Raw genomic sequence first — 18,499 nt, 5'->3', positions numbered from 1 at the left:
TTCCGCGCGCGGCTCCTACTCCGGGCGCAGTACGCTCACTCCGCCCTGGGCCGTACCAGTCCCGACTCGTAGGCGATGACGACCAGCTGCGCCCGGTCACGGGCGCCCAGCTTGGCCATGGCCCGGTTGACGTGGGTCTTCACCGTCAGCGGGCTGACCTCAAGGCGCGTGGCGATCTCGTCGTTGGAGTGTCCGGCGGCGACCTGGACGAGCACTTCGCGCTCCCGCACGGTCAGCGCGTCCAGCCGGGTCGAGCGGGCCGGGTCGTGGCCGTCGCCGGCCGGGTCGCCCTGGGCGAGGAAGCGGGCGATCAGGCCCTTGGTGGCGGCCGGGGACAGCAGTGCCTCGCCCTGGGCGGCGACGCGGATGGCGTTCAGCAGTTCCTCGGGTTCGCTGCCCTTGCCGAGGAAGCCCGAGGCGCCCGCGCGCAGTGACCGCACCACGTAGTCGTCGACCTCGAAGGTGGTGAGGATGACCACGCGTACCCGGTCGAGGGCGGGGTCGGCGCTGATCATGCGGGTGGCCGCGAGGCCGTCGGTACCGGGCATGCGGATGTCCATCAGCACCACGTCGGCCCGCTGCTCCCTGGCCAGCCGTACCGCCTGGGCGCCGTCGGACGCCTCGCCGACCACCTCCATGTCCGGCTCGGAGTCGACGAGCACCTTGAAGGCGCTGCGCAGCAGGGCCTGGTCGTCGGCGAGCAGAACACGGATGGTCATGCGGGCTCCCCCGGGGCGCTGGTGCGGGTGTCGACCGGCAGGGTGGCATGGACGCGGAAGCCGCCGCCGTAGCGGGGGCCGGTGGTGAGGGTGCCGGCGAGGGCGGTGACCCGCTCGCGCATGCCGAGCAGCCCGTGCCCGCCGCCCTCCTGCGGTCCGCCGTCCTGTGGTCCGCCGTCCTTCGGTTCGCCGTCCTGCGGTCCGCCGTCCACGCCGGCCCCGCCTTCCGCGCCGGCTCCGTTGTCCAGGACGGTGATCTCGACGTCCGGTCCGACGCGTACGACGCTGACCTCGGCCCTCGCCGCCGTACCGGCGTGCTTCTGCACATTGGTCAGGGCTTCCTGGACGATCCGGAAGGCGGCCAGGCCGACGGCGGCCGGCAGGGTGGTGCCCTGGTCGGCGCGGGCGACCTCGACGTGCAGGCCGGCGCTGCGGAAGGTGCCGACGAGCTCGTCGAGGCGGTCCAGGCCGGGGGCCGGTTCGGTGGGGGCCTCGGGGTCGCCGGACTGCCGCAGCAGTCCGACGGTGGCGCGCAGCTCCTCCAGTGCGGAACGGCCGGCCTCCCGGACGTGGGCGAGGGCCTCCTTGGCCTGGTCGGGCCGCTTGTCCATGACGTGCGCCGCGACTCCGGCCTGCACGTTGACCAGGGCGATGTGGTGGGCGACGACGTCGTGCAGGTCGCGGGCGATGCGCAGACGTTCCTCGGCGACGCGGCGGCGGGCCTCCTCCTCGCGGGTGCGTTCGGCGCGTTCGGCGCGCTCCCTGATGGCGTGCACGAAGGCGCGGCGACTGCGGACGGCGTCGCCGCCGGCGGCGGCCATGCCGGTCCAGGCGAAGATGGCGACGTTCTCCTGCGCGTACCAGGGCAGCGGACCGGCGAGCATGGCGGCGCCGGTCAGCACGGTCATGGTGGTCAGGCCCAGGCGCCAGGTGGTGGGGCGGTCGGTGGCGGCGGCGACGGTGAAGAGGGCGACCACGGCGGACATGACGACGGGGGCGCGGGGGTCGCCGGCGACGCACTCGACGAGGGAGACGGTGCCGGTGACGGCGAGGACCGTGCGCGGGGCGCGGCGGCGCAGGACGAGCGCGGCGGCGCCGAGAGTCATGAGGACCAGGCCGAGCGGTTCGGGCCGGCGGACGGCCCAGCTGACGCCGTGCTCCCCGCGGCGGTCCACGAAGGAGCCGGCCACCATGCACACCAGCACCCCGGCCGCGAGGGCCGCGTCCAGGGCGAGGGGGTGCGCCTTGAGGCGGCAGCGGGCGTGGTCGAGGGCAGTGGTCACGTTCGCGTGCAGTCCGGGAATCCTGCGGGTGGCCGGATCTTTCCGTCCCCCCGAGGACCCTCATCCAGGGATCAGGCCGTCGTCGCCCAGCAGGTCCCGTACCTCCTCCAGGGTCGCGTCCGCGGCCGGGAGGATCAGCTCGGACGGTTCCAGGGAGTCGTCCGGCAGGGGCTCGCCCACCTCGCGGACCCGGGACAGCAGGGCCGAGAGGGTGCGACGGAAGCCGGGGCCGTCGCCGTTCTCCATTTCGGCCAGGAGTTCGTCGTCCAGCTTGTTCAGGTCGGCGAGGTGGCTGTCGGCCAGTCTCACCTGTCCCTCTCCCATGATCCGTACGATCATGTCCGCCCTCCTCGGCGTGGCCCCGGCTGTCGGTGACGTGACGTGCCTCGACGCGGCTTACTGCTTGTCGAAGCGGGGGGTGTCCTGCGGCTGCTGCTGGGGCTGGTCCTGGCCCTGGCCGCCTTCGATGGCCTGCCGTTCGGTCGACGTGCCGCCGGCCAGCTCGGCCTTCATGCGCTGCAGCTCCAGCTCCACATCCGTACCACCGGAGAGCCGGTCCAGCTCGGCCTGGATGTCGTCCTTGGCCATGCCGGAGGGGTCGTCCAGGGCGCCGGAGGCGAGCAGCTCGTCGATCGCGCCGGCCCGGGCCTGCAGCTGCGCGGTCTTGTCCTCGGCGCGCTGGATGGCGAGCCCGACGTCGCCCATCTCCTCGGAGATGCCGGAGAACGCCTCGCCGATCCGGGTCTGTGCCTGGGCGGCGGTGTAGGTCGCCTTGATGGTCTCCTTCTTCGTGCGGAAGGCGTCGACCTTGGCCTGCAGGCGCTGGGCCGCCAGGGTGAGCTTCTCCTCCTCGCCCTGGAGGGTGGAGTGCTGCGTCTCCAGATCCGTCACCTGCTGCTGGAGCGCGGCGCGGCGGGAGAGCGCCTCGCGGGCCAGGTCCTCGCGGCCCAGCGCGAGCGCCTTGCGGCCCTGGTCCTCCAGCTTGCCGGACTGCTGCTGCAGCTGGTTCAGCTGGAGCTCCAGGCGTTTGCGGCTGGTCGCCACGTCCGCGACACCGCGCCGCACCTTCTGCAGCAGCTCCAGCTGCTTCTGGTACGAGTAATCGAGGGTCTCGCGCGGGTCCTCGGCCCGGTCAAGGGCCTTGTTCGCCTTCGCGCGGAAGATCATCCCCATACGCTTCATGACACCGCTCATGGGCTTCGCGCGCCCCCTTCTGACGGACTCCAGCTCACACAGCTTGCGACAGAACCCACAGTACGGGCCCTGCATCCATTACCGCACTGTTCGGGAACGGATGAGGTCATCCCCGAGGACGACTGTGCCCGCTTCCGCTCCGGCGCAGGGAGGATCTCACCCCCGAGGGCGCCGGACCGGGACGGGCGCATCGTCCCCTCTGTCCCTTTACAGACGAGCGGTGTTGCCGGATCGTTCCCCACCGGGCTGGGGTCCATGCGGGTCGAGCCCGTACCCTTGGGTTCTGTGTTCCGTAGCCGTGCCAAGGAAGAGAAGGCCCCGACCGCCGACAAGGCGCCGGTGACCGACTCCAAGCAGCCCCGTGACCCGCAGGCCCCCAAGGGTCGGCCCACGCCCAAGCGCAGTGAGGCCCAGACCCGGCGCCGCAGTGTCGCCAACACTTCGATGACCCGCAAGGAGGCCACCAAGCGGCAGCGCGACGAGCGCCGTGCCCAGATGGAGCGGCAGCGCCAGGCGCTGGCCAGCGGCGACGAGCGCTACCTCCCGAAGCGCGACAAGGGCCCGGTGCGCCGGTTCGCGCGGGACTTCGTCGACTCGCGGCTGAACGTCGCGGAGTTCTTCCTGCCGCTGGCCGTGCTCATCCTGGTGCTGAGCATGGTCCGGGATCCCAAGGTGCAGAGCCTCGTGATGCTGGTGTGGCTCGCGGTGATCGTCGTCATCGTGCTGGACTGGACCGTCACCGGCTTCCGGCTGAAGAAGCGCCTGAACGAGCGCTTCCCGGACCAGGACAAGCGGTGGGCGGTCGCCTACGCCCTGATGCGCTCCCTGCAGATGCGCCGGCTGCGGCTGCCCAAGCCGCAGGTCAAGCGCGGGGAGCGGCCCTGAGCGCGACCGCTTTCTCCGGGGACGCCGCGCACGCGTGGCTGAGCAAGCTGGGCGGGCTGCGTGATGTCGTACGGCAGGAGCTGGTGGCCCGGCAGCTGGAGGAGCAGATAGCCGGGCGGTTCCCGGTCGGGCGGCGGCTGCGGGTGCTCGACGTGGGGATGGGCCAGGGCACGCAGGCGCTGCGGCTGGCCCGGGCCGGGCACCAGGTGACCGGGCTCGAGCGGGACCGGACGATGATCTCCGTGGCCCGTGAGGCGCTGGCCGCCGAGCCGGAGGGCATACGGGCGCGGATGCGGATCGTCGAGGGCGACGGCCGGGACACCGGGGTGCACTTCCTGCCGGGCAGCTTCGACGTGGTGCTGTGCCACGGCGTCCTGATGTACGTCGAGGAGCCCGACCCGCTGCTGGCGGGGCTGGCGCGGATGCTCGCGCCGGGCGGCCTGCTGTCGCTGCTGGTGCGCAACGGCGACGCGCTGGCGCTGCGCCCGGGTCTGTCCGGGGACTGGTCGACGGCGCTGGCCTCGTTCGACACGACGGCGTACCTCCCCCATTCTCGAACAGACTCGAACGGGGGGACCCCCACCCGGCTGGGGCTGGAGGTACGGGCCGACCGGCTGGCGGACCTGACGGCGACGCTCGCCGGGATCGGGGCACCGCTGCACACCTGGTACGGGGTGCGGGTCTTCACGGACACGGCGGCGGACGACGCCGAGCCGCCGGCCGACGTCGAGACGCTGCTGGCGGCCGAGGAGCGGGCGGGGCGCACGGACCCGTACCGCGCGGTGGCGGCGCTGCTGCATCTGTGCGGGGTGCGCGGCTGAGTGTCTCCCGGCGCTCGTTCGGGTGAACACCGCGGGCCGGGCCCCCGTCCCGAGGGGAGACTCGGGACATGGATCTTTCCGCTGTCCGTGCTCCCCGGCCGGCCGGTTTCCTCGCCGTGTGGCTCTGCTGTGCCGCGCTGCTGTCCGGGTGCACCGGCTCGGCCGCCCCGGAAGCCCGGGGCACGAAGGACACCTCCGCCACCGGGGACGCCGGGCGGCGACGGGCCGACGCCCCCCTGTCGGCCGACCAGCTGCAGAACGACTACCTGCGGGTGATCAAGGACGTGCTGCCGTCGGTGGTGCAGATCCGGACCGGCCGCGAGCTGGGGTCGGGGGTCGTGTACGACGACAAGGGGCACATCGTCACCAACGCGCACGTGGTGGGCGGCGCGAGCACCTTCGAGGTGACCACCGCCAACAGCCAGACGGCGTTCACCGCGAGTCTGGTCTCCTCCTACCCCGAGCAGGACCTCGCCGTGGTGAAGCTGGACAAGGTGCCCCCGGGCCTGCGGCCCGCCGCCTTCGGCGACTCCGCGAAGGTCGAGGTGGGGCAGATCGTGCTGGCCATGGGCTCGCCGCTGGGGCTGTCGTCGAGCGTGACCCAGGGCATCGTGTCGGCGACCGGGCGCACCGTCAGCGAGGGGCAGGGCGGCGGCACGGGCGCGACCATCGCCAACATGGTGCAGACCTCCGCCGCGATCAACCCGGGCAACAGCGGCGGCGCGCTGGTGAACCTCGACAGCCGGGTCATCGGCATCCCGACGCTCGCCGCCACCGACCCCCAGCTCGGGGGCAGCGCGGCGCCCGGCATCGGCTTCGCGATCCCGGCGTCGATGGTGAAGACGGTCGCCGACCAGATCATCCGCTACGGCAGGGTCGTCGAGTCCGGCCGGGCCGCGCTGGACATCACCGGGCGCACGGTCGTCAACGCCGAGTACCAGCCCGCGGGGGTCGCCGTCGTCGACGTGAAGGCGGGCGGCGCGGCCGACAAGGCGGGCATCCGGTCCGGGGACATCATCGTCGGACTCGGCGGCAAGGACGTCACCACCATCACCTCGCTGTCCGAGGCGCTGGCCGCGGACAAGCCGGGGCAGCGGACCTCGGTGACCTTCGTCCGCGACGGCAGCCGGAAGACGGTGGAGGTGACGCTGGGCCAGCAGTGAGCGGGGACGGCCGCGGCCGGCCGCCCCCGCTCCGGAACGAAGCCCCTAGGCCTCCTGGGCGTGCAGGCTCATCGGGCCGTAGATCTCCGTGGCGTCCTCGAACAGGCGCACCTGGTCCGCGCCGCCGTCGGCCAGCGCCTTCCAGTTCTCCCCGATCCAGGACTCCGCGTCGCCCTGCGTGGTGAACTCCTCGGGCTGCACCGCGGGCTGGACCTCCGTCCCGTCGGCCGTCTCGAACCGCCACGTCCATGCCACCATGTACGCCTCCCTTTGCGAGCACCCTGCACGGCGGGAGTCGGATCTCGGTCCGGCTCCCGCACAGAGCGTATGCGCTTCGCGGGGTGCGCCGTCAGAGGTCCCGCGCCCCTGGCGGGCTCCCGGTGCGCGGGAGCCGCGGCGACAGGTGAAAATCGGGTCCGTGGACGTGACTCTGCTCGGCACCGGTGCCCCCGCGGGACTGCCCCGCCCCGACTGTCCCTGCGCGGCCTGCGCGACGGCGCTGGGCGACCGCGCGCGGGCGGCGACCGCGCTGCTCGTGGACGGCTCGCTGCTGCTGGACCTGACGCCGGGCGCGGCGTTCGCGGCGGCGCGGGCGGGGTGTTCGCTGGGCGGTGTGACGCAGGTGCTGCTGTCCCACCCGCACGACGGGCCGGCCGTCGAGGTGCCGGCCGGGCTGCCGCAGCCCGGCCGGGTGCCGGACGGGCGGGAGCTGGCGCTGCTGACGGAGCACCGGGTGCGGGCGGTGGCGCTGGACGCCCCCGGCGCCGGGTACGCGGTGACCGGCCCGGAGGGGCTGCGGCTGCTGTACCTGCCGCCGGGCGGCGCGCCGGCCGGGCTGGAGGAGGGGTCGGCCCCACCGTACGACCTGGTCCTCGCGGACGTCGTGGGGCGCCCCGACGCCCTGGCCGAGTTGCGGACGGCGGGGGCGGTGGGGCCGACCACGGACGTCGTGGCGGTCCACCTGGACCACGACGTGCCGCCGGGGCCGGAGCTCGGCCGGCGTCTCGCGGCGGCCGGAGCGCGGGCGGTGCCGGACGGTACGACGCTGGTGGTCGGGGCGTACGAGGACGTACCGGACGTGCCCCGGCGCACGCTGGTGCTCGGCGGGGCACGTTCGGGGAAGTCGGTGGAGGCCGAACGGCGGCTGGAGTCCTTCCCCGGCGTGCTGTACGTCGCCACCGGCGGGTCCCGGGGCGGGGACACCGAGTGGGCGGCCCGGGTCGCCGCGCACCGGAAGCGGCGGCCGGGCTCCTGGCGCACCGCGGAGACGTGCGACCTGGTGCCGCTCCTCGCGGAGGACGGGCCGCCGCTCCTGGTCGACTGCCTGTCCCTGTGGCTGACGGACGCGATGGACTCGGTCGGCGCCTGGGACGACGCCGAGTGGGCCGACGGCGGCGAGCGCGCCCTGCGCGAGCGGGTGGCCGCGCTGACGAGCGCCGTGCGCACGACCCGGCGCACGGTGGTCGCCGTCTCCAACGAGGTGGGCTCGGGCATCGTGCCCGCCACCGCCTCCGGCCGCCGCTACCGCGACGAACTGGGCCGTCTGAACGCGGCGTTCGCGGCGGAGTGCGAACACGTGCTGCTGGTGGTGGCGGGCCAGGCCGTCACGCTGCGCGGGCGATGACGCGGTAGGCGTTGGACAGGCCGGGGGTGCGGCGCAGGAGGGGGGACAGGAGGAGGTCCAGGACGGTGGCCGCGTCCACCAGGGGGCTGGTCACGGTGGACAGGACCGCACGCAGGGCGCGTTGGAGGGTGGTCGGCGGGGTGTCGTGCCAGGGCGCGTCGGCGGCGGGCAGGACGTGGGTGAGGGCCAGGGCGACGGCTGCCGACAGGTCGCCCGGGGTGTGCGGGGTGCGGCGGTCGGTGATCAGGACGGTGCAGCCCTGGGACTCCAGTTCCGCGCGCAGGTTGTGCAGGGGCAGCAGGTGCAGGTGGCGCGGCTGGCCGTGCGGCAGCCACCACCTGCCCAGCAGCAGGGCGAACAGGCAGCGCGGGTCGGGGAGTTCGATCAGCAGGTGGCCGCCGGGGCGCAGTGCGGTCAGGGCGCCGCGCAACTCGGCGCGGGGGTCCGGCACATGGGCCAGGTGGTGGAAGATGCTGACCACGTCGTAGCGGCCGCGCAGGCGCTCGGCGACGTGCGGGTCGGCGAGGTGGCCGACGTGGGCCTCCTCGACCCGGCCGGCCGCGCGGGCCCGCTCCACGCGCGGGGTGGGGTCCAGGCCGTCGAAGGAGGTGTACGGGAACACCTCCTGCGCGGCCCGGGGGAAGTGGCCGTGGCCGGTGCCGACGTCCAGCCAGGCCTCCGGCTCCCCGACGCCCCGCATCAGGTGCGCGTCCGTCCGGTGCCGCCGGTGGCCGCGGCGGGCCGCGAGCGCCGGGTCGGCGAACCCCTCCGGGTCGGTCTCGTCGAAGTCCCGGTGGTAGAAGGCCAGTCCGGCCGGGGTGAGGCGGGGGTTCTGGAAGGCGTGGCCGCAGTCCCGGCACTGGTGGAGCGCGAACGTGCCCGGCTTGTGCTGGAGCAGGTCCGGGGCGCGCAGCCGGGTGCGCAGCCGCCGGGAGCCGCACCAGGGGCAGTCCTCGCGGGGCGGCTCCTGGAAGCGGTGCGTGCCCTGGGCGAGTTCGGAGGCGTACGCGATGCGGCGCGGGTCGTAGACCCGCGGGGCGTACGGCAGAGGCGGCATGGGCGGCTCCCGGGGGCGAGAACGGTTCACTGAAACGGTCTGCTGAACAATTCACTACAAAGTCGGCGCAAAGGAACGTAGGGGATCGGGATACCGGGCGGAAAGACGCCGTACGGGTGTGGCGCCGGCGTGGCACCGCCCCGTTCGACCGGGGCCGGTACTGTTCGGCGAATGAGCTCGCTGAATCTCGACGACTTCACCGATCTGATCGAGCGTCCCGACGCCGGTGTACGCCGCGACGCGGAGGCGCGCCGGGAGCGTCAGGTCGTGCCGCCCGGGGCGCTGGGCCGCCTCGACGAACTGGGTGAGTGGCTGTCCGCGGCCCAGGCCGCCGTTCCGGTGCGGCCGGTGGAACGGCCGCGGGTGGTGCTGTTCGCCGGCGATCACGGGATCGCCGGGCGGGGCGTCTCGGTCCGGCCGGCGGGCGGCGCGGAGCAGCTGGTGCGGGCGGTGCTGGAGGGCGGCCGGCCGGTGTCCGTGCTGGCCCGGCGGCTCGGCGTGCCGGTGCGGGTGGTCGACATGGCGCTGGACTGCGCGCCCGAGACACTGCCCGAGGACGTCGTACGGCACCGGGTGCGGCGCGGCAGCGGGTGCATCGACGTGGAGGACGCGCTGACCCTCCAGGAGGCGGAGGCGGCCTTCCGGGCCGGGATGGCGGTGGCCGACGAGGAGGCCGACTCCGGTACGGATCTGGTGGTGCTCGGCGACGTCAGCGTGGGCGGGACGACGCCGGCCGCCGTGCTGATCGCCGCGCTGTGCGGGACGGACGCCTCCGTGGTGACCGGGCGCGGCGGCGAGCCCATCGACGACCTGGTGTGGATGCGCAAGTGCGCGGCGATCCGGGACGCGCTGCGCCGGGCGCGGCCCGTGCTCGGCGACCAGTTGCGGCTGCTGGCCGCGGTGGGCGGCGCCGACCTGGCCGCGACGACGGGCTTCCTGCTGCAGTGCGCGGTACGGAAGCTGCCGGTCATCCTGGACGGCGTGGTGTCGGCCGCGTGCGCCCTGGTGGGGCAGCGGGTGGCGTTCCGGGCCCCGGACTGGTGGCTGGCCGGCCACAACAGCGGCGAGCCCGGCCAGGCCAAGGCCCTGGACCGCCTGGCCCTGGACCCCCTCCTCGACCACGGCGTGACCGTCGGCGAGGGAGCGGGCGCCCTCCTGGCCCTCCCCCTGGTCCAGTCCGCCGCCGCCCTGGCCGCGGAGCTCCCCGAGCGCCCGGAGAGCGAGGGCGGGCCGGAGGACGAGGACGGGCCGGAGGACGAGGAGAGCCCGGCGCAGAAGGAAGGCGGGGAGTAGCAGAGCACGGACGGCGGACCGAAAAGAGCGGTCCGACGGGTTGACGCCCATATGATCTTTCATCATGGGAGATGCCCGAATTGCCGAGCGTGAGGGGCGGGCTCCGGTCCGCGGAAGCGAGACGGGGCGGCCGGTCGGCATCACCTCACGGCCGGCCGGCGGCGCTCCGCGGCGGGCCGCCGCCTTCGCCGTCTGGTACCTGCGGGCGGTGGCGTTCGTCAACTTCCTCAGCGCGGTGTGGGTCTCCCTGGGGCAGGACGTGCGGCGGCACAACCAGGAGGACCTGTTCACGCCGTACCTGCTCACCGCCGGCTTCGCCTCCGGCGTGTTCGCCACCTTCCTGGCCGTCACCATGCGCCGCCGCAAACGGGCGGCGTGGATCCTGAACCTCGCGCTGAGCGGGCCGTTCCTCGCGCTGTTCGCGTTCACGATGGCCTTCCCGGAGATTCGCCGCTTCCCGCAGAACTGGGTCTCCCTGGCCCTCACGGCCGCCTTCGTCGCCGCGCTGCTGCTCGGGCGCCGGGAGTTCTACGCCAAGGGCGACCGGGCCAACCCGCGGCTCGCCGCCGCCGTCGCGGCCGTCGGGCTGCTGCTGTCCTCGCTGCTCGCCGCGCTGCTGGTGACGGTCACCAACCAGGCGCCGGACGCGTCCCGTTCGACGTACCTCCAGCGCTGGCACTACGGCACCCTGCGGCTGATCTCGGTCGCCGCCTCCGGGGACCACCTCCCCGGCATCGACCCGCCGAACTGGACGAACGTGTCGATCAACGCGCTCTCCACCGTCCTGGTCCTCGCCGTCCTCTACGCCGCCTTCCGCTCCCGCCGCGCCGTCGACCCGCTCACCGCGGACGACGAGAGGCGGCTGCGCGAGCTGCTGGCGGTGCACGGCGAACGCGACTCGCTCGGCTACTTCGCGCTGCGCCGCGAGAAGAGCGTCACCTGGTCGCCGACCGGGAAGGCCGCCGTCGCCTACCGCGTGGTCGGCGGGGTGTCCCTGGCCTCGGGGGACCCGCTCGGCGACCCCGAGGCCTGGCCCGGCGCCATCGAGCCGTGGCTGGCCGAGGCGCGGGCGCACGGCTGGATCCCGGCCGTGATGGGCGCGGGCGAGGAGGCCGGCACGGTGTACGCGCGGCACGGCCTGGACGCCCTGGAACTGGGCGACGAGGCCGTGGTGGAGGTCGCCGACTTCACCCTGGAGGGCCGGGCCATGCGCACCGTGCGGCAGGCGTACAACAGGGTCGCGCGCGCGGGGTACTCGGTGCGGATGCGGCGGCACGAGGACATCCCGGCGGACGAGATGACCCACCTGGTCGAGCGGGCCGACGACTGGCGGGACGGGCCCACCGAGCGCGGCTTCAGCATGGCGCTGGGCCGGCTCGGCGACCCGGCCGACGGGCAGTGCGTGATGCTGGAGTGCCATGACGCCCGCGGCGAACTCAGGGCCCTGCTGTCCTTCGTGCCCTGGGGGCCGTACGGGCTGTCCCTGGACCTGATGCGGCGCGACCGGCACGCCGGGAACGGGCTCGTGGAGTTCATGGTGCTGGAACTGCTGCGCCGCGCCGGGGAGCTCGGAATCGTCCGGGTCTCGCTCAACTTCGCCATGTTCCGCTCGGTCTTCGAACGGGGGGCGCGCCTCGGCGCCGGGCCGGTGCTGAGGGTGTGGCGGTCGCTGCTCGGCTTCTTCTCCCGCTGGTGGCAGATCGAGTCGCTGTACCGCGCCAACGCCAAGTACCGGCCCGTCTGGGAGCCGCGGTTCCTGCTCTTCGAGAAGAGCGCGGACCTGCCGCGCATCGGCCTCGCGTCGGCGCGCGCGGAGGGCTTCCTGGAGGTGCCGGGGCTGCCGCAGTGGCCGCGCCGACCGCACCGATCGCACCGATCGCACCGAGGGCACCTGGAGACCACGGATGACCGCACTCGCCCGCTGGGCCCGCGCCGAATGGGGGCCGGTGTACGCCACCGTGCGCGAGCCGCTGCTCGAGCGGCGTCTGAGGGCGGTCCCGATGACGCTCGCGGCGGTGTTCCTGACGGCGCTGCTGCAGTGCGTGCAGAACCGGTCCTGGGGCTACGGCCTCGTCCAGCACCTCGGCGCCGTACGGGCCTCCGACCCCCTGTGGCTCGCGCTGCTGCGCACCCCTCTGTCGCTGTTCGTGCCCGCGCTGGACCTGCCGGTGTGGGGCGCGCTGGCGCAGATCCTGTTCGTGTCCGGCACCGCCGAGATCTGCCTGGGCCGGCGCCGCACCCTCGCCGTCGCCTACCTCGCCACCCTCTCCGGAACCCTGTACGCGCGCGTGGGCGTCGCCCTCGGCCCGCACCTCCCGCTGGGCCTGCCCGCCACGGACGCGCACGTGGTGGACGTCGGCCCGTCGGCCGCCGTGGTGGGCCTCGCGGTGTACCTCGCGCTGCGCCACGGGGCGTACGTCACGGCGGTCGCGGTCACCGCGGCGATGGCGCTGGAGGCGGCGTGGAAGGAGAACCTGGCCGGCAAGGAGCACCTGGCCGCGATCCTGGGGGTGCTGCTGGTGTGCGGGCTGTCGGCGCTGCGCCGCCGGGCGGCCCGCCGGTGGCGCGGGTCATCTGCGTTCCGGAAGGCGGGCCGGCCGCGCGTCCGGCTTGCCGCCGATCCAGTCCTGGAACGCCCGGCGGGGACCGGACCAGCGGCGGTCGTGGCGGTAGGCGCGCAGGCCGGCGCGGGCCTGGGCGCGCGGGCGGCGGCGGTAGAAGCGCCTGGCCCAGTAGGAGCCGGGGCGGGCCAGGCGGAACGCGCCGATCAGCGCGACGAACGGGATGATCACGCCGAACAGGGCGATACGGCCCTTGCCCTTGCCGAGGGCCACCAGGGAGAGCAGGAAGTTCGCGGCCACGCCGACGATGACCGCGCCGCGGTTCTGCAGTTCGGCCGGGGACAGGTTGTTGACGCCGAACGGGGAGAAGCCGACGAGCACCAGCCCGACCAGTGCCGCGGTGAGGACGACGACCTCGACGCTCTTGCGGCCGGCCTCGGTCCAGTAGACGTCGTCCAGGTGCAGGATCAGCGCGAACTCGTCCAGCACCAGGCCCACCCCGATCCCGAAGACCACCGCGAAGGCCGCCGTGCCGAAGTCGCGGCGGCCGCTGCTGGCGACCGCGCCGAAACCGCCGAGGACGGTCAGCAGCACGCCGGGCACGACGTGGTGGATGTGCAGACCGCCCGCCTTGACGTTGCCGAAGGGACCCTTTCCGGCGCGGATCAGGCGGGTGATGGTCCGGGTGACCACGAAGGTCAGGACGAACGCGGCGAGGGCGAGGAGCAGGGGCAGTTTCCCGGGTTCGATGATGTTGCGCTCCAGCCAGTGCCCCATAGGTGTAGTGTGCCGCGCCCACCGGCGCGCCGCCCGCCCGCGGAGGGACCCACGGCGCTCCCGTAGTCTGCCCGGGTGTCCACGACCCCCCAGCCGGTTCCCCCGCCGCACGGACTGCGGTTCGCCTTCGGCACCCTCACCGTGCTTCCGGTCCGGGTCGGCCGCTGGGACCGCGGGGCCGCGCGCGCGGGGATGCTCTGCGCGCCGCTCGCCGGGCTCGTGGTCGGGGTGGCGGCGGCCGCCACGGGACTGCTGCTGCTCCTCCTGGGCGCCGGCCCGCCGCTCGCCGCCGTCGCCACCGTCGCCGTGCCCGCCGTGCTGACCCGCGGTCTGCACCTCGACGGGCTCGCCGACACCGCGGACGGGCTGGGCAGCGGCAAGCCCGCCGAGGACGCGCTGCGGATCATGAAGCAGTCGGACATCGGCCCCTTCGGGGTGATCGCCCTCGTCCTCGTCCTGCTCGCCCAGGTGGCCGCCCTGACCCGGGCCTACGACGGCTCCTGGGTCCTGGGCGCGCTCGCCGCCGTCGTCTCGGCGACCGCCGCCCGGCTGGCCCTGACCCTGGCCGCCCGCGCCGGGGTCCCGGCCGCCCGGCCGGAGGGGCTGGGCGCCGCGGTCGCGGAAGCGGTCCCGGTCCCGGGTGCGATCGGCGCGGCCCTCGCCGTCATCCTGGGTGCGGCAGCGGCGGGCGCCTTCCTCGGCCCGTACGCCTGCGTCCTCACCGCCGTCTCGGTCCTCGCCGCCCTCGCCGTCGCCGAACTCCTCCTGCGCCGCTGCACGCGCCGCTTCGGCGGCGTGACGGGCGACGTCTTCGGCGCCCTGGCCGAGACGGCCGCGACGACCGCCCTGGTCGTGCTCTCGCTGCGCTGAGGAGACCGGCCCGGCAGACCCCCGTCGGCCCGTGTCCGGCGTGGAGGACCACCCGCCACGCCCCGGTCGTGGGCGGGCCCGGCGATCAGACGGTCGCGGCGAGCCGGGCGGCGGTGGCGGGCGGAAGGCCGCCGCGGTTCTCGCAGCCGTCCACGGTGTCCGGCCCCGCCGCGTCGAAGTCCGCCTTCCCGGGCATGCTGACTTCCCGTGCATGTTGACTTCCCGTGCATGTTGACTTCCCGGGCATGCCGGGCCGGGCGGTCGGCCGCTGAGCCGCCCCTGCCGGCCCGCCCCCCGGCGTACGGCCGTCGGCGCTCGGCGGCAGCCGCCCGCAGACCGGGCCGGGCCGCCCGGCGACGTCGCCGCGGGCACCCCGGGTCACGGGCGCGCGGGCCGGAAAACGACGGCCGCGGCGCCCCCGGGCGCACACCCGCGGAGCGGATCCGGAGCGGGACGCGCGTAGGCTCGGGGCGGGTGTTTGCCCGCCCGGGTGAAGACCGCGCCGGAAGAGAGTTCTAGGGTCGGTGGTCGGGCCCGGTCGACCCACCTGTTTTCGGCCACACACCTCTCAACAGGGAAGCGAGATTTCACCACCGTGACTGCTCTCACTCTCAGCACCGCCGCGGCACCCGGCCTGCGGGCCGACGCGATCGTGATCGGTGTCGCCAAGGGCGCTGGATCCAGGTCCGGGGACCTGGTCGTCGCACCGGGCGCGGAGACCGTCGACCAGGCGTACGACGGCAAGCTCGCCGGCATCCTGGAGACCCTCGGTGCCTCCGGTACCGAGGGCGAGGTGACGAAACTGCCGGCCCCGGCCGGCTTCAAGGCCCCGCTCGTCCTCGCGGTGGGCCTCGGCCCGCAGCCCGAGAAGGACGCCTCCTACGGGGCCGAGGCGCTGCGCCGGGCCGCCGGCGTGGCCGCCCGTGCCCTCGCCGGGGCCGAGAAGGCCGCCTTCGCGCTGCCGCTCGCCACCGCCGCCGACGCCGCCGCGGTCGGCGAGGGGGCGCTGCTCGGCGCGTACTCCTTCGACGCCTACAAGAGCAACGGCAAGGGCAACGGCAAGAACGCCACCAAGGCCAACGACGCCAAGGCTCCGCTCGCCGACGTCGTCCTGCTCGGCGGCAAGCCCCGCGACAAGGAGTACAAGGCGGCCGTCGAGCGCGCCACCGCCGTCTGCGAGGAGCTCAACCGCGCCCGCGACCTGGTCAACACCCCGCCGAACGACCTCGACCCGGCCGCCTTCGCCGCCCTCGCGCAGGAGGCCGCCAAGGAGCACGGCCTGAAGGTGCAGGTGCTCGACGAGAAGGCGCTCACCAAGGGCGGCTACGGCGGCATCCTGGGCGTCGGCTCCGGCTCGGCCTCCGCCCCGCGGCTGGTCAAGCTGTCGTACACCTCCCCCAAGGCCAAGAAGCACCTCGCCCTCGTCGGCAAGGGCATCACCTACGACTCGGGCGGCATCTCGCTCAAGCCGGCCGGCCACAACGAGACGATGAAGTGCGACATGAGCGGCGCCGCCGCCGTGTTCGCCGCGGTCGTCGCCGCCGCGCGGCTCGGCCTGGAGGTCAACGTCACCGGCTGGCTGGCGCTGGCCGAGAACATGCCCTCCGGCTCCGCCACCCGCCCGGGCGACGTGCTGCGCATGTTCAGCGGCAAGACGGTGGAGGTGCTCAACACCGACGCCGAGGGCCGGCTCGTCCTCGCGGACGCGCTGTGGGCCGCCTCCCTGGAGAAGCCGGACGCCATCGTGGACGTCGCGACCCTGACCGGCGCGATGGTGCTGGCGCTGGGCAACCGGACCTTCGGGGTCATGGCGAACGACGACGCGTTCCGCTCCGCGGTGTCCGAGGCGGCGGAGGAGGCCGGCGAGGAGTCCTGGCCGATGCCGCTGCCGGAGCACCTGCGCAAGGGCATGGACTCCCCCGTCGCCGACATCGCGAACATGGGTGAGCGGATGGGCGGCGGGCTGGTCGCCGGACTGTTCCTGCGGGAGTTCGTCGGGGACGGGATCACGTGGGCGCACCTGGACATCGCCGGGCCGGCGTTCAACGAGCAGAACCCCTTCGGGTACACGCCGAAGGGCGGCACGGGGTCCGCGGTGCGGACGCTCGTCCGTCTCGCCGAGCGAGCGGCTTCCGGCGACCTGGGCTGAGTTCGCCTTCCGACTCGGGTCTGTTCGTCACAGGGCAGCTCCGCCGCGTGAGGGCTGGTCGCTCCCCAACCTCTCGACTCCGTTCGAGCAGGGGGTGGCCCCCTCGCGGCGGAGCCGCACATCGGTGCAGCCCCGCGCCCCTTCGAGGCGGGTCGTGCCGCCGTCCGTCGCAAACGTGCCGTGTCTCACACTCCAGCCCGGCGTCTCGTTCACTTGCCACAAGTGCGAAGATGGGCGGCGGCAGGACAGGGCCCCCACCGAAGGGCCGAAAATCAAGCGGCCGGACACCAGCCGCCTGCCGGTCACCGACGGCCGGCGCACGGCGCACATGCATGGAGGACGTGACGTGGCGAACGACGCCAGCACCGTTTTCGACCTAGTGATCCTCGGCGGTGGCAGCGGTGGTTACGCCGCGGCCCTGCGCGGGGCACAGCTGGGCCTGGACGTCGCCCTGATCGAGAAGGACAAGGTCGGCGGTACCTGCCTGCACAAGGGGTGCATCCCCACCAAGGCCCTGCTGCACGCCGGTGAGATCGCCGACCAGGCCCGCGAGAGCGAGCAGTTCGGTGTGAAGGCCACCTTCGAGGGCATCGACGTGCCGGCCGTCCAGAAGTACAAGGACGACGTGATCTCGGGCCTCTACAAGGGCCTGCAGGGTCTGGTCGCCTCCCGCAAGGTCACCTACATCGAGGGCGAGGGCCGGCTGTCCTCCCCCACCTCCGTCGACGTCAACGGGCAGCGGATCCAGGGCCGCCACATCCTCCTGGCGACCGGTTCCGTGCCGAAGTCCCTGCCGGGCCTGGAGATCGACGGCAACCGCATCATCTCCTCCGACCACGCCCTCGTCCTGGACCGCGTGCCGAAGTCCGCGATCATCCTGGGCGGCGGCGTGATCGGCGTGGAGTTCGCCTCCGCGTGGAAGTCCTTCGGGGCCGACGTCACGATCATCGAGGGCCTCAAGCACCTCGTCCCGGTCGAGGACGAGAACTCCTCGAAGCTGCTGGAGCGCGCCTTCCGCAAGCGCGGGATCAAGTTCAACCTCGGCACCTTCTTCCAGAAGGCCGAGTACACCCAGGACGGGGTCAAGGTCACCCTCGCCGACGGCAAGGAGTTCGAGGCCGAGGTCCTGCTCGTCGCCGTCGGCCGCGGCCCGGTCTCCCAGGGCCTGGGCTACGAGGAGGCCGGGGTCGCCATGGACCGCGGCTACGTCCTCGTCGACGAATACATGCGCACCAACGTGCCGACCGTCTCCGCCGTCGGCGACCTCGTCCCGACGCTGCAGCTCGCGCACGTCGGCTTCGCCGAGGGCATCCTGGTGGCGGAGCGTCTGGCCGGTCTGAAGGCCGTTCCGATCGACTACGACGGTGTCCCGCGGGTGACGTACTGCCAACCGGAGGTCGCCTCCGTCGGCATCACCGAGGCCAAGGCCAAGGAGATCTACGGCGCGGACAAGGTCGTCGCCCTGAAGTACAACCTGGCGGGCAACGGCAGGAGCAAGATCCTGAAGACCGCAGGCGAGATCAAGCTCGTCCAGGTCAAGGACGGTGCCGTGGTCGGCGTCCACATGGTCGGCGACCGCATGGGCGAGCAGGTCGGCGAGGCCCAGCTGATCTACAACTGGGAGGCGCTGCCGGCCGAGGTGGCCCAGCTCATCCACGCCCACCCGACGCAGAACGAGGCGCTCGGCGAGGCCCACCTGGCCCTGGCCGGCAAGCCGCTGCACTCCCACGACTGACGCCTTCGTCATCGGGCGCGACGACACAGACTTCCGTAATTCGTTAGGAGCAACCGAAACCATGGCGGTTTCCGTAACCCTTCCGGCGCTCGGCGAGAGCGTCACCGAGGGCACTGTCACCCGCTGGCTGAAGGCCGAGGGCGAGCGCGTCGAGGCCGACGAGCCGCTGCTCGAGGTCTCGACCGACAAGGTCGACACCGAGATCCCCTCGCCCGCCGCCGGTGTGCTGTCCTCGATCAAGGTCGCCGAGGACGAGACCGTCGAGGTCGGCGCCGAGCTGGCCGTCATCGACGACGGTTCCGGCGCCCCCGCGGCGGCCCCGGCCCCCGCCGCCGAGGCCGCCCAGGCTCCGGCAGCCGAGCCGGCCC

At 73.8% G+C, this 18,499-nt stretch carries 16 protein-coding genes and 1 pseudogene; 10 read left to right on the top strand and 7 right to left on the bottom strand.

Features of this window, described 5'->3' with window-relative positions; all coding sequences use genetic code 11:
* Positions 1-35: 35 nt before the first annotated feature.
* Genes C1I97_RS07375 through C1I97_RS07360 form a run of 4 tightly spaced genes read right to left on the bottom strand, consistent with a single transcriptional unit; the run spans position 36 to position 3,175 of the window.
* Positions 36-719: a response regulator gene (locus C1I97_RS07375; protein ID WP_111002419.1), complete on the bottom strand. Its 684-nt coding sequence runs from the start codon at positions 717-719 to the stop codon at positions 36-38.
* Positions 716-2,002, bottom strand: coding sequence for a sensor histidine kinase (locus C1I97_RS07370; protein ID WP_111002418.1), 1,287 nt, complete (start codon positions 2,000-2,002; stop codon positions 716-718). Before C1I97_RS07370 ends, C1I97_RS07375 begins: the two co-directional genes overlap by 4 nt.
* Positions 2,003-2,062: 60 nt before the next feature.
* Positions 2,063-2,341 carry a PspA-associated protein PspAA gene (pspAA, locus tag C1I97_RS07365; protein WP_111002417.1) on the bottom strand — a complete coding sequence of 93 codons (279 nt, stop codon included), beginning with the start codon at positions 2,339-2,341 and terminating at the stop codon, positions 2,063-2,065.
* Positions 2,342-2,398: 57 nt separating this feature from the next.
* Complete coding sequence (locus C1I97_RS07360) at positions 2,399-3,175, bottom strand: PspA/IM30 family protein (protein WP_111002428.1); 777 nt, start codon at positions 3,173-3,175, stop codon at positions 2,399-2,401.
* Positions 3,176-3,451: 276 nt separating this feature from the next.
* On the opposite strand from C1I97_RS07360, the gene C1I97_RS07355 reads away from it, so the two are divergent.
* From C1I97_RS07355 to C1I97_RS07345, 3 genes are all read left to right on the top strand, one after another.
* Positions 3,452-4,081, top strand: a complete 630-nt coding sequence (locus tag C1I97_RS07355; protein WP_181446618.1) for a DUF3043 domain-containing protein — start codon at positions 3,452-3,454, stop codon at positions 4,079-4,081.
* Positions 4,082-4,164: 83 nt separating this feature from the next.
* Positions 4,165-4,902: a class I SAM-dependent methyltransferase gene (locus C1I97_RS07350; protein WP_111002416.1), complete on the top strand. Its 738-nt coding sequence runs from the start codon at positions 4,165-4,167 to the stop codon at positions 4,900-4,902.
* Positions 4,903-4,970: 68 nt separating this feature from the next.
* Positions 4,971-6,065 (top strand): S1C family serine protease, encoded by a 1,095-nt coding sequence (locus tag C1I97_RS07345; protein WP_111002415.1) that lies wholly within the window; start codon positions 4,971-4,973, stop codon positions 6,063-6,065.
* 45 nt (positions 6,066-6,110) lie between these two features.
* Here the strand turns inward: C1I97_RS07345 and C1I97_RS07340 are convergent, their stop codons facing one another.
* Complete coding sequence (locus C1I97_RS07340) at positions 6,111-6,323, bottom strand: hypothetical protein (protein WP_111002414.1); 213 nt, start codon at positions 6,321-6,323, stop codon at positions 6,111-6,113.
* A 160-nt stretch (positions 6,324-6,483) separates the two neighbouring features.
* On the opposite strand from C1I97_RS07340, the gene C1I97_RS07335 reads away from it, so the two are divergent.
* Positions 6,484-7,689, top strand: coding sequence for a bifunctional adenosylcobinamide kinase/adenosylcobinamide-phosphate guanylyltransferase (locus tag C1I97_RS07335; RefSeq protein ID WP_181446617.1), 1,206 nt, complete (start codon positions 6,484-6,486; stop codon positions 7,687-7,689).
* Here C1I97_RS07335 and C1I97_RS07330 read toward each other — a convergent pair.
* Complete coding sequence (locus C1I97_RS07330; RefSeq protein WP_111002413.1) at positions 7,670-8,746, bottom strand: class I SAM-dependent methyltransferase; 1,077 nt, start codon at positions 8,744-8,746, stop codon at positions 7,670-7,672. The two genes, C1I97_RS07335 and C1I97_RS07330, sit on opposite strands and share 20 nt — an antisense overlap.
* Positions 8,747-8,917: 171 nt before the next feature.
* On the opposite strand from C1I97_RS07330, the gene cobT reads away from it, so the two are divergent.
* Both cobT and C1I97_RS07320 read left to right on the top strand, forming a co-directional pair.
* Positions 8,918-10,039 carry a nicotinate-nucleotide--dimethylbenzimidazole phosphoribosyltransferase gene (gene cobT, locus C1I97_RS07325; protein ID WP_111002412.1) on the top strand — a complete coding sequence of 374 codons (1,122 nt, stop codon included), beginning with the start codon at positions 8,918-8,920 and terminating at the stop codon, positions 10,037-10,039.
* A 64-nt stretch (positions 10,040-10,103) separates the two neighbouring features.
* Positions 10,104-11,915, top strand: a pseudogene (locus tag C1I97_RS07320) (phosphatidylglycerol lysyltransferase domain-containing protein); the annotation flags it as partial.
* A 694-nt stretch (positions 11,916-12,609) separates the two neighbouring features.
* Here the strand turns inward: C1I97_RS07320 and C1I97_RS07310 are convergent.
* On the bottom strand, positions 12,610-13,377 hold the full coding sequence (locus tag C1I97_RS07310) for a hypothetical protein (RefSeq protein ID WP_111002411.1): 768 nt from the start codon (positions 13,375-13,377) through the stop codon (positions 12,610-12,612).
* A gap of 75 nt (positions 13,378-13,452) precedes the next feature.
* Between C1I97_RS07310 and C1I97_RS07305 the strand changes: the two genes are divergently transcribed.
* The 4 genes from C1I97_RS07305 to C1I97_RS07290 form a co-directional block, all read left to right on the top strand.
* A complete protein-coding gene (locus tag C1I97_RS07305) occupies positions 13,453-14,247 on the top strand; it encodes an adenosylcobinamide-GDP ribazoletransferase (RefSeq protein WP_111002410.1) in 795 nt (264 codons plus the stop codon).
* A 595-nt stretch (positions 14,248-14,842) separates the two neighbouring features.
* A complete protein-coding gene (locus tag C1I97_RS07300) occupies positions 14,843-16,396 on the top strand; it encodes a leucyl aminopeptidase (protein WP_111002409.1) in 1,554 nt (517 codons plus the stop codon).
* A gap of 346 nt (positions 16,397-16,742) precedes the next feature.
* Positions 16,743-18,131 carry a dihydrolipoyl dehydrogenase gene (lpdA, locus tag C1I97_RS07295; protein ID WP_111002408.1) on the top strand — a complete coding sequence of 463 codons (1,389 nt, stop codon included), beginning with the start codon at positions 16,743-16,745 and terminating at the stop codon, positions 18,129-18,131.
* 61 nt (positions 18,132-18,192) lie between these two features.
* The coding region (locus C1I97_RS07290; protein WP_309147781.1) for a biotin/lipoyl-containing protein at positions 18,193-18,499 on the top strand (307 nt) is incomplete at its 3' end.

Origin of the sequence: Streptomyces sp. NTH33, from assembly GCF_003236365.1 — a bacterium.
Classification (GTDB): Bacteria; Actinomycetota; Actinomycetes; order Streptomycetales; family Streptomycetaceae; genus Streptomyces.
Note: the sequence above shows the minus strand (reverse complement) of the source record. Positions and strands in the feature narration are given on the sequence as shown.

Bases quoted from the DNA above. Each gene is read 5' to 3' on its own strand.
- C1I97_RS07375 (WP_111002419.1), bottom strand. From the start codon at position 719: ATGACCATCCGTGTTCTGCTCGCCGACGACCAGGCCCTGCTGCGCAGC.
- pspAA (WP_111002417.1), bottom strand. From the start codon at position 2,341: ATGATCGTACGGATCATGGGAGAGGGACAGGTGAGACTGGCCGACAGC.
- C1I97_RS07360 (WP_111002428.1), bottom strand. From the start codon at position 3,175: ATGGGGATGATCTTCCGCGCGAAGGCGAACAAGGCCCTTGACCGGGCC.
- C1I97_RS07355 (WP_181446618.1), top strand. From the start codon at position 3,452: ATGCGGGTCGAGCCCGTACCCTTGGGTTCTGTGTTCCGTAGCCGTGCC.
- C1I97_RS07345 (WP_111002415.1), top strand. From the start codon at position 4,971: ATGGATCTTTCCGCTGTCCGTGCTCCCCGGCCGGCCGGTTTCCTCGCC.
- C1I97_RS07340 (WP_111002414.1), bottom strand. From the start codon at position 6,323: ATGGTGGCATGGACGTGGCGGTTCGAGACGGCCGACGGGACGGAGGTC.
- C1I97_RS07330 (WP_111002413.1), bottom strand. From the start codon at position 8,746: ATGCCGCCTCTGCCGTACGCCCCGCGGGTCTACGACCCGCGCCGCATC.
- cobT (WP_111002412.1), top strand. From the start codon at position 8,918: ATGAGCTCGCTGAATCTCGACGACTTCACCGATCTGATCGAGCGTCCC.
- C1I97_RS07310 (WP_111002411.1), bottom strand. From the start codon at position 13,377: ATGGGGCACTGGCTGGAGCGCAACATCATCGAACCCGGGAAACTGCCC.